The following is a 10,385-nucleotide window of genomic DNA, read 5'->3' on the forward strand; positions in this document are numbered from 1 at the left end:
TTGCCTTTGATGAAATTTTTAATTTTAGCTATTCTCACTTTGTTTTTGATTCCATGGACAAGAAGAAGCGGTAGTAAACTTCGAGCAGTGGATAAGAAAGGGGATGAGAAGGTTGTAAAGGGTAAGAAATCATCTATTTTAGTTATTCCAGTTTTATTTTGGATAGGTATTGCAATCTATGAATATTTTTGGCTAATTGATGATCGAGCAGATTCAATTCTTACTCATTATTCTGTTGCAGTAGCGATTTTAATTGGGCTTGTTTTATTTTCCCAAGATCAAATAGGTAAATTAGAAGGCACGTTAAAAGGACTTCTAATGTTTGTTTTACTTGCAAGTTACGGCTACTTTGGTTATTTGCACGATATAGTAATCTCGCAAAAGAAATATGATTCTGTTGTAAAGGTAGAGAAAGATATTTCAGAGCCATTTACTGAAAATGATCAGCCATTTACAGTGCCGCCAAAGACAGCGGAGAATAAGATGAAAAAAGTATTTGGGGATATTCCGAAAGTAGCTTATTTTGAGCTAGGAGAATTAACGCCACAAATGGTAAATGGCGAGGCTTTATATGTAGCACCGATTGAAGTTTCAGGATTTTTTAAAGCACGTAAAGCTGAGACAATTCCAGGGTACGTCACGATGTCAGGTACGAATCCTGATGCAGAAGCAAAGCTGCACCTTGGTTATAAAATGAAATACGTGCCAAGCATGTTTTTCGGAAATAATTTAGAGCGTGTGGTAAGGAAAGCAGAACCAAATTTAATCTTTAAAGGAAAACCTAAATTTGAAGTGGATGATAAAGGGAAACCGTATTATACAATGACGTACGGTGAATTTATTTCAGGAAGATCTGGATTTGAGGTAGAGGGCGTTGTAGTAGTAGACGCACAAACAGGTGAAGTGAAAAGATACGATAAAGGAAAGGCACCTAAATTTGTTGATGGCGTATTAAATCACGAGACCGCATCTACATTAAATACGTATTTCGGTAAGTACATTCACGGATTTTGGAATACAAAATTCTCGCAAACGGACATGAAGATTCCGACTGAGTGGGGAACGAAAGAAGGAGTTACACCAATCTTCGGTAAGGATGGAACGTTATATTACTTTACTGATTTCACCTCTCCGAAAGAGGGAGTAGATTCTGCACTAGGTTATTCACTTATCGATGCGCGTACAGGTAAGTTGTATTACTATAACGGAAAAGAAGTAAAGGGAATTATGGATGGTTCGGCTGCTTCGGAAGTCGTGGATAATTCCTTTAAGAGAGAGAAATGGCATGGAACGATGCCGGTTATTTATAACGTGTACGGTAAACCTTCTTGGATTGTACCTGTTATTGATGATGGAGGGTTAGTGCGTGCCCATACGGTTATCTATGCTTCTAATGCGAAAATATTTGCAACAGGTTCGACGCAAAAAGAAGCGCTTGAGAATTATAAAAATGCGCTGAGTGGAAGCGGAGATTCATTTAGACCGACTTCAAATGGAAAAGAGGCGCAAAAAGAGGGCGTTGTACAACGTGTATATAAAGAAAAATCAGGTGAAAATACAATTGTTTATGTACTGTTGGAGAACGAACAAAAAGTGTTTATGATACCTGCGAAAAAGTTCCCATATGCTATGTTTACAGAAGTGGGAGATCCAATTCAAATCACATATTTAGATACAGGAGAGGCGATGTCTTCCGTATCTAAATTTACAAATAGTAATTTGAACAAGTAAAGCGATAGAGATTCTATCGCTTTTTTTACAAAATTAAACAGGAAAATGCGCTATACTTGACGTATGTTTATGTTGTAACTATAATTGTTACGATTTAGTGTGTATAGGAAAGGGTGAACGAAAAAAGTGAATGAAGTTAATCAGGAAATATATAAGCCTGTAAAGATGAACAGGTTATGGATGATTCTTGTATTAGGAACACTTACGGCGATTGGACCATTATCTATTGATATGTATTTGCCTTCGTTACCGAAATTAACGGATGACTTGCAAACAGGTGCATCTCTAGCACAGCTTACATTAACAGCTTGTTTGCTTGGGCTTTCAGTAGGACAATTATTTGTTGGCTCAATTAGTGATATTTACGGAAGACGCAAACCTCTTATTATTGCTCTTATTATTTATGTTGCTTCTTCTTTACTTTGTGCTGTTGCGCCATCTATTTGGACTTTAGTGTTATTACGCTTTCTACAAGGAGCTTCAGGATCAGCCGGTATTGTTATATCACGTGCAATGGTACGTGACATGTATTCAGGTTCTGAAATGACGAAATTCTTCTCACTGCTTATGTTAGTAAACGGAGCAGCACCTATTTTGGCACCGATTATTGGGGGACAATTATTACAGTTTACAACGTGGCGCGGTGTCTTTATCGTTCTCGGAGCAATAAATGTATTTATGTTAATATCAGCTACTTTCGTATTACGTGAAACATTACCTCCTGAAGAAAGAGAAACAGGCGGTTTGTCAGGGACGTTAGCGACGTACGGAAAATTGTTAAAGGACCGTTTGTTTATAGGATATGCATTGTCACAAGGATTAGTAACGGCGGCAATGTTTGCATACATTTCGGGATCACCATTTGTGTTGCAGAACATATACGGAGCATCACCACAGCAATTTAGTTTATTCTTTGCAATCAACGGTATCGGTATTATTATTGCGAGTCAGGTTACGGGTCGTTTAGCAGGGAAAGTGAATGAGAAGACATTATTTGTCTCTGGTATTGTTATTGCAGCTGTTGGTGGTTTATCTTTACTACTAACAATCTTATTAGGAATAGGGTTAATTGGTGTTTTATGCTCGTTATTCCTTGTCGTATCAAGTGTTGGGGTTGTCTCAACAACTGGGTTCTCATTAGCGATGAGAAATCAAAAACAAGCTGCAGGAACAGCATCAGCTTTATTAGGCTTATTACAGTTCATTTCAGGAGCGCTTGTTGCACCGCTAGTAGGTATTGGTGGAAGTAATACCGCATTACCGATGGGTGTTGTAATAGCTCTTTGTGAAATTGGTGCGGTACTATGCTATTTATTTATGGCTAGAAGAAGTGAAAAGCAGTTTGAACTGCAAGCAAGACAAAATTTAGAGGCTTAACAAAAAAGAACTGATTCAAAGGGAATATTTGAATCAGTTCTTTTTTTCATTTCTTTCAAATACCTCATACATATTATTCATGATCGTATCATATAAAATAGCAAGTTTATCCCACACCCAGCGATTACTATCAACTTCTTTTTCCCCGCAGTCGATAATATCGGTATGGTCGGTAATTTTATACGCTTTTTTAACGATAATAGGAGCAATTTTCGGTATACGTGGGATTTCTTTTAAGATATCTGCGAAGTTTCCAATGTAGACATGACCGATGATTTCGATTGATAATGATTTATCTGATATATTTAGCACTGTATGAAATTGATTTGTATGTTGTTGTTTTAAATATTGGGCTAACTTAAATGGAGCATGCTTCTTTTTTAATACGCGGCGAAGGCTCTCTGTATTTTCGATATGAAGTGATTTTTCGCGAATAAGTACACGAATATCTTCTCCCATAAAAGGCATTGTATTGTACATAGATGATTCTCCTTAAAAACTTACATATGTTTGCGTTATGCATATGTAAGTCTAGCATGGTTTGTTCTTTATGTGTGCTTACAGTTTTGTAAGGTGCTGTAGTAAAGCAGTGCAAAAGTTATTTGTATAAAGTGACGATACTGTGACAAACATGTTGGTATATATATTACGATGTCGTCTTAAGTGTAAAAAGTAGGATGTTCTCGGTATAATAACAAGTGGAGATAAAAGAAACTATAATGAGTAGTAGCTGTAGATAAAAGGAGAAGAAGATATGAAGAAGGTTTTGGGTATTGCTGTAATGGGAGGTATGATCCTTCTAGCAGGATGTAATGGAAATAAGGATACGAAAGAACCGAAAGAAAAGGTAGAGCAATCTACAGAACAAACAGAAGAAATGAAAGAATACCGTGCAGTACATGAAAAATACGATTTGAAAATGAATAAAGAAATTAATAACGCACTGCAGTTATTTGAAGTGGCAAAAGAAAAGGGCGGTAAGGAAATAACGACTGTTACATATAAAAAAGATGTGCAAAAGGTAACAACGAGCATGTTAGAAGATATTGATCATATACGAAAAGAAATTCGTGTTCCGAAGTCGAAAGAGCAAGAACATGAGGTATATGTCGGTTTCTTGAATGAATCGGAACAAGCAATGAAAAAATTACAGAAGTTAGCTAAAGAAGAAGATTCATCGTTGATTCGTGATATAGAAATTAATTTTGCAACAGCATCGACATACTATAAACGTTTTCAAGCAGAAACGAAAAAATAACCTTGCCTGTGCAAGGTTATTTTTTCTTCTTACGATCGCCGTCTTCATCCTCGGATACTAATACCTTCTGTTCTTCGTGAAATTCGGAAATAGTTTGCCCGGTAATATTATCAAAGGGGGTGTAAAAAGAGATAATGCTTTTCTTTTTAATGAAAAGTTTATAAAATCCAATGATAACAAGTATAACGATTGTTAATGGTAATCCTATAGTTGCTAGAAGTAAGGGATCCATCATATAACTCCTTTCATATCGTTTTTTTTTTATTATAGGCGAAAAACTGTAATTTAGATAAACACACTATTAAAAACTGATTTTTCTAAATATATCCAATTTGATTGACTTTTCATTTTTTCAGAATTATAATTCGAAATATACAATTTGAACCAAATAATAAAATAGCAATTTACTTATCCAGAGAGGTAGAGGGACTGGCCCTATGACACCTCAGCAGCGGGTTCTGTAATAGGAACACCGTGCTAATTCCAGCAAGCAAGTCTTGAAAGATAAGTGATAGGCCTTTGTTTATTAAGCCTTGATCTTATTTTTTAAGATCAAGGCTTTTTGTATTCTAAAAAGAGAAAGGGAGTAATGGAAAAAGCACGTTCATAAAACTAAGTAAATATATGTGTTTAGGGGGTTATTGGAATGTATGTAATTAAAAAATTATCGGTTATTTTGTTCACACTATGGGTTATTACGACAGTGACATTTCTAATTATGCATATTATTCCGGGAGATCCATTTTCATCAGATGCAAAGATCTTTCCGGAGGAAGTTGTGCAAAATATGAGAGCGAAGTATCACCTTGATGAACCGTTATGGAATCAATATGTTGCTTATTTAGACGGCGTAGTTCATTTTGATTTTGGTGAATCTGTTCAATCAACCGGGCAAGGTGTATCAGAAATCATAACAACTGGCTTTGGTCCATCAGCAATTATTGGTTTACAAGCACTTATTATTTCATTGCTAGTCGGAATTGCTGCAGGTACATTTGCTGCTCTCTATCATGGGAAGGTAATTGATTATGGTGTAAGTTTACTTGCCATCCTCGGTATTTCTATTCCGAGTTTTATTTTAGCACCACTATTTATACAAATATTTGCTATTCAATTCGAGCTCTTACCAGTAGCCTCTTGGGGTACATTTGAACATACAGTATTGCCATCCTTTGCATTAGCGTTAGGACCAATCGCAGTGATTACAAGATTTGTTCGCTCTAATATGATTGAAGTTTTGCAGAGTGATTATATTAAGTTAGCGAGAGCGAAAGGTATACCGATTAAGAAAATTATTATAAGACATGCTCTTCGAAATGCAATTGTTCCAGTGCTTACATTTGTTGGGCCGTTAATGGCTGGGTTGTTAACGGGGACTTTTATTATTGAAAAAATCTTTGCAATTCCTGGTCTCGGAAAATATTTTGTAGATAGTATTTTTAACCGAGATTATCCAGTCATTATGGGGACAACGATTTTCTATAGTGCATTATTAATTTTTTGTATTTTCATTACAGACATTATTCATCGTATTGTTGATCCGCGTATTCGTTCTATTACGTAAGGAGGGAGGATATTTAAATGGGTGCTTATGAAATTAATAAACAGTTATTGACAAATGAAGAGAAAAAAGAATTAACGATAAATAAAGATCAGCAAGCAATTAGCAGAAAAAAAGAAGTGTTCCGTAAGTTTGTATCAAATCCAATCGCAGTTCTAGGAACGGTGACATTGTTACTCATTATTATTTTTTCTCTTATCGGTGAAAGTTTAACCACTTTCACTGCGAGTGAACAAGTAAAAGAGGCGACAAATTTACCACCTAGTAGTGAGCATTGGTTCGGAACAGATGATTTGGGAAGAGATATTTGGGCGCGTACTTGGGCTGGTGGGAAGATTTCGTTAGTAGTTGGATTAGTAGCAGCTGTTCTTGATATAGGACTTGGTGTGCTAATTGGAGGATTTAGTGGATATGTGAGAGGGCGTAATCGCCTTGGAACGTTAATAGATGAGTGGATTGTACGAGGGATTGAAATATTATACGGTATTCCATATTTATTAATTGTAATTTTATTACTAATCATTATGAAACCAGGACTTTTTACAATTATTATCGCCCTTGCATTAACAGGTTGGATTGGTATGGCACGTCTCGTTAGGGCACAAGTCTTATCTTTAAAGCAAAGAGAATTTGTTATTGCAGCGGAGCGATTAGGTACATCACATATGAAAATTATATACGGACATATCATTCCGAACTTAACAGGTATTATTATCGTAAATTTATCATTTACAATTCCAGCAGCTATTTTTTCAGAATCATTTTTAAGCTTCATTGGACTCGGGGTACAATCACCAGCAGCAAGCTGGGGGACAATGACGAATGATGCGCTTGGGACATTATTAAGCGGAGAATGGTGGCAACTTTTCTTCCCATCACTAATGATTGCGCTTATTATGTTCGCATTTAATGCAATTGGTGATGGTTTGCAAGATGCAATTGATCCGAAAATCGTAAAACGGAATCGAAAGGAGAAACGACATGGGACAGCTTTTATCTTTAGAAAACGTAACGTTAGCCGTTGAAAAAGAGAATAGTAAGCAAGCAATTGTGAAACATGTTTCCTTTTCTATTAACGAAGGTGAATTTGTTGCACTTGTAGGAGAGAGTGGTTCAGGGAAAAGTGTTACAGCACAAGCTATTATCGGCTTAAATCAAGAATCAATTCAAATTGATGATGGAAATATATCTTTCGAATCAAAGGCATTAACTAAGTTACAAGAATCAGAATGGAATCAAATTCGTGGGAAAGATATTTCTTTTATCTTTCAAGATCCGCTTTCATCTTTGAATCCAACGATGAAGGTGGGAAGGCAAATTACAGAAGTGATTTTGCAGCACGAAAAGAAATCGAAAAAAGAGGCAAAAGAAATTGCAATTAACTTATTAAATGATTTAGGAATACATGAAGCAGAGAAACGCTTTGAACAGTACCCACATCAATTAAGCGGAGGTATGAGACAACGTATTTGTTTAGCAATTGCATTTGCCTGCCACCCAAAACTCGTTATTGCAGATGAACCTACAACGGCATTAGATGTAACAATTCAGAAACAAATTATGGGGTTATTAAAAGAGCGGAAAGAAAAACAAAACACAAGTATTTTATTAATTACACATGACTTGGCACTTGTACGTGAAGTAGCGGATCGAGTAGTTGTGATGTATGGAGGACGTGTTGTTGAAAAAGGAACGATAGAGGAAGTGATAGGTTCTCCTAAACATCCATACACAAAAAGCTTATTACAAGCAATTCCCAATATGGATGATTCCGAAAAAGTATTACGTGCAATAGAAGGGACGACACCTTCCATTGAGACGTTAAATAGCTTTGGTTGTCCTTTTGTAAATCGTTGTCCAGTAGCGATAAAAGAATGTATTCATCGTTTCCCAGAGAGAACAACATATTCTGGGGAGCATAGTTCACATTGCTGGCAACATGTTCTGGAGCATAATAAAGCGAAATCAAAAGAGAAGGTGAATGCCTCATGACGACAGATTTAATTACTGTAAAGCAAGTAACGAAAACGTATGGAAGTAAAAATAAAGAAATCGCAGCGTTAAAAGACATATCGCTTGCGATCCCGAAAGGCACAACGCTTGGCATTATTGGAGAAAGTGGTTCAGGAAAAACAACACTTGGTAAGCTCATAGCTGGGATTGAGAGCCCAACGTCTGGTGAAATTGATTATAACGGTCAAGTCGTTCACAAGCTGAAGGCAGCTCATAAACGTGATTTCTTACAGAAAGTACAGTTTATTTTTCAAGATTCAACAGCTGCATTAAATCCGCGCTGGAAAGTACGCGATAGCGTAACGGAAGGTTATATTTCATTCGGTTTAGGTGATAAAGGATTAAAGGATAAAGTAGCAGGTGATGCGCTAGAACGTGTGGGATTAGATAGACGATATATCGATCGCTATCCGCACGAATTTAGCGGAGGGCAACGTCAACGTATTGCTATTGCAAGAGCTTTATTATGTGAGCCAGAAGTATTGATTCTTGATGAACCAATTTCAGCGTTAGATGTTTCACTTCAAATTCAAGTTGTACATCTGTTGCAAAAAATTCAAAAGGAACAAGGCTATACATATTTATTTATCGCGCATGATTTGCCAATGGTTCACTATTTATGTGAAAAAGTGGCTGTCTTATATAAAGGAGAACTTGTTGAATTTGGAAATACGGATGAAGTATTCCGTAATCCACAACATTCTTATACAAAAACATTATTAGCATCTACACCAAAAATTTCAGGTTAAAGGGGAATGGAAGATGAAGAAGTTTTTATTATTTGTCATTATGACCGTATTAGCAATTACTTCTGTCGCTTGCGGTAAGAAAGATACTTCAAAAGCAAGTGCTAGTAAAGGAGACCGTTTTGTAACGAATCTCGGTAGTGATCCTTACACGTTAGATTCAGCGATTTCAACAGATAATAACTCTAATTATGTAATTGAGCACTTATTTGCAACTTTGTATAGACAGACAACGGATGGGAAGTTTGAAAAGGATTTAGTAGAGAAAGAGGAAGCTGGGGCAGATGGAAAAGAGTATACATTCTATTTGAAAAAAGGATTGAAATGGTCTGATGGTTCTCCATTAACAGCAAAAGATTTTGAATTTGCTTGGAAGAGAATATTAAATCCTAAAACGGGTTCTATGAATGCAACTGAACTCTATTTCATTAAAGGTGGAGAAGCATTTAATACAGGGAAAGGTGCAGAAGATGCAGTAGGAATTCAAGCAGTAGATGATGTAACTTTAAAGCTACAATTTGAACATCCGGTAACATCTATTAAGCGAACATTAGCCCAGTCGTTATATATTCCACTTAATAAAAAATCTATTGACGAAAAAGGTAAACTAAAAGTAGATCCAAAAGAATTAATTACAAATGGTCCTTTCACATTGAAAGAATGGAAGCATAATCAAGCGATTATTTTAGAAAAAAATAAAGAATTCCATGATAAAAAAGTAGCATCAAAAGAAATCGAATTCCGTATTATTCCTGAAGGTAAAACAGCGTATCAATTATATAAATCTGGAGAATTAGATTTATTATCTAACATACCAACGGATTTAGTTGAAAAAGAACAAAACAATAAAGAGTTTAAAAAAATGCAAGACTACTCAACTCATATTTACTCATTTAATTCAGAGAAACCACCATTTACAAATGCTAAAATTCGTAAAGCCTTTGCATTAGCTGTAGATCGTAAGTTTATCGTAGAGAAAATATTAAAGAATAATGCAAAAGAAGCATATGGATTTGTTCCAGAAGGAGCAAAAACAGAAGGTGGTCGTGACTTCCGTAAAGAGAAGGGTGATTATTTTAAATATGATCCTGCGGTAGCTAAGAATCTATTAGAAGAAGGAATGAAGGAAGAAGGATGGACTACACTTCCAGAAGTAACGGTGAAATATTCAGATAAGAAAAAAATAGCTGAAACACTTCAAGAAATGTTTAAGAAAAATCTTGGTGTAGACGTAAAGATAGAAGGTAAAGAGTGGAAAAGTTATATTGATATGTACAAACAAAGTGACTTCCAAATCGCATATATGGGATGGGGAGGATCTACATTAGATCCAGCTGCTCAATTAGAAATTTATGCAGGTGATGGACCAAATAACTATGCGAAATGGTTTAATAAAGACTTTGATAATTTAATTAATCAAGCAAAATTAGAACAAGATGAAAATAAACGCTTTGACTTATTACATCAAGCAGAAGATATTATGTTTACAGAATATCCTTTAATCCCACTTGTATTCCCAACAGACTCTTATTTACAAAAGTCATCTGTATCTGGATTAGAATACTACGTAGGATCTCAACCAAGTTTACGATATGCTAAAAAATAAAATAAAGAAGTAGGCAAATTAATCCGTACCCTTTGTAAAGGACATTTTAAAAAAAGTTAGGCGGCATCAAGAAGATGATTTCTGTATTCAACA

General features: G+C 35.6%; 10 protein-coding genes and 1 riboswitch. Of the genes, 8 read left to right on the top strand and 2 right to left on the bottom strand.

What is annotated here, in order from left to right:
- The first annotated feature begins 9 nt into the window (after positions 1–9).
- Both PDQ33_RS21040 and PDQ33_RS21045 read left to right on the top strand, forming a co-directional pair.
- A complete protein-coding gene (locus tag PDQ33_RS21040; protein ID WP_000670259.1) occupies positions 10–1,731 on the top strand; it encodes a DUF3981 domain-containing protein in 1,722 nt (573 codons plus the stop codon).
- 165 nt (positions 1,732–1,896) lie between these two features.
- Entirely contained in the window at positions 1,897–3,108 is a 1,212-nt protein-coding gene (locus PDQ33_RS21045) for a multidrug effflux MFS transporter (RefSeq protein ID WP_270756523.1), read from the top strand.
- A 33-nt stretch (positions 3,109–3,141) separates the two neighbouring features.
- Here PDQ33_RS21045 and PDQ33_RS21050 read toward each other — a convergent pair whose 3' ends face one another.
- A complete protein-coding gene (locus tag PDQ33_RS21050; protein ID WP_270756518.1) occupies positions 3,142–3,588 on the bottom strand; it encodes a hypothetical protein in 447 nt (148 codons plus the stop codon).
- Positions 3,589–3,862: 274 nt separating this feature from the next.
- On the opposite strand from PDQ33_RS21050, the gene PDQ33_RS21055 reads away from it, so the two are divergent.
- On the top strand, positions 3,863–4,366 hold the full coding sequence (locus tag PDQ33_RS21055) for a hypothetical protein (RefSeq protein WP_076856215.1): 504 nt from the start codon (positions 3,863–3,865) through the stop codon (positions 4,364–4,366).
- A gap of 16 nt (positions 4,367–4,382) precedes the next feature.
- Here PDQ33_RS21055 and PDQ33_RS21060 read toward each other — a convergent pair whose 3' ends face one another.
- The gene (locus tag PDQ33_RS21060) at positions 4,383–4,598 is read right to left on the bottom strand and encodes a DUF3951 domain-containing protein (protein WP_074541441.1); all 216 of its coding nucleotides are present in this window, start codon (positions 4,596–4,598) and stop codon (positions 4,383–4,385) included.
- 173 nt (positions 4,599–4,771) lie between these two features.
- Positions 4,772–4,877, top strand: a riboswitch (SAM riboswitch).
- A gap of 135 nt (positions 4,878–5,012) precedes the next feature.
- On the opposite strand from PDQ33_RS21060, the gene PDQ33_RS21065 reads away from it, so the two are divergent.
- Genes PDQ33_RS21065 through PDQ33_RS21085 form a run of 5 tightly spaced genes read left to right on the top strand, consistent with a single transcriptional unit; the run spans position 5,013 to position 10,292 of the window.
- Positions 5,013–5,930 carry an ABC transporter permease gene (locus PDQ33_RS21065; protein ID WP_076856214.1) on the top strand — a complete coding sequence of 306 codons (918 nt, stop codon included), beginning with the start codon at positions 5,013–5,015 and terminating at the stop codon, positions 5,928–5,930.
- 17 nt (positions 5,931–5,947) lie between these two features.
- Positions 5,948–6,952 (top strand): ABC transporter permease, encoded by a 1,005-nt coding sequence (locus tag PDQ33_RS21070; RefSeq protein ID WP_000501542.1) that lies wholly within the window; start codon positions 5,948–5,950, stop codon positions 6,950–6,952.
- Positions 6,909–7,919, top strand: a complete 1,011-nt coding sequence (locus tag PDQ33_RS21075; protein ID WP_270756516.1) for an ABC transporter ATP-binding protein — start codon at positions 6,909–6,911, stop codon at positions 7,917–7,919. The genes PDQ33_RS21070 and PDQ33_RS21075 overlap by 44 nt, the downstream gene beginning before the upstream one ends.
- The gene (locus PDQ33_RS21080; RefSeq protein WP_000205665.1) at positions 7,916–8,689 is read left to right on the top strand and encodes an ABC transporter ATP-binding protein; all 774 of its coding nucleotides are present in this window, start codon (positions 7,916–7,918) and stop codon (positions 8,687–8,689) included. Before PDQ33_RS21075 ends, PDQ33_RS21080 begins: the two co-directional genes overlap by 4 nt.
- A 13-nt stretch (positions 8,690–8,702) precedes the next feature.
- Entirely contained in the window at positions 8,703–10,292 is a 1,590-nt protein-coding gene (locus PDQ33_RS21085) for a peptide ABC transporter substrate-binding protein (protein ID WP_000714093.1), read from the top strand.
- The last annotated feature ends 93 nt before the right edge of the window (positions 10,293–10,385 follow it).

Origin of the sequence: Bacillus cereus group sp. Bc031, from assembly GCF_027716265.1 — a bacterium.
GTDB lineage: Bacteria > Bacillota > Bacilli > Bacillales > Bacillaceae_G > Bacillus_A > Bacillus_A paranthracis.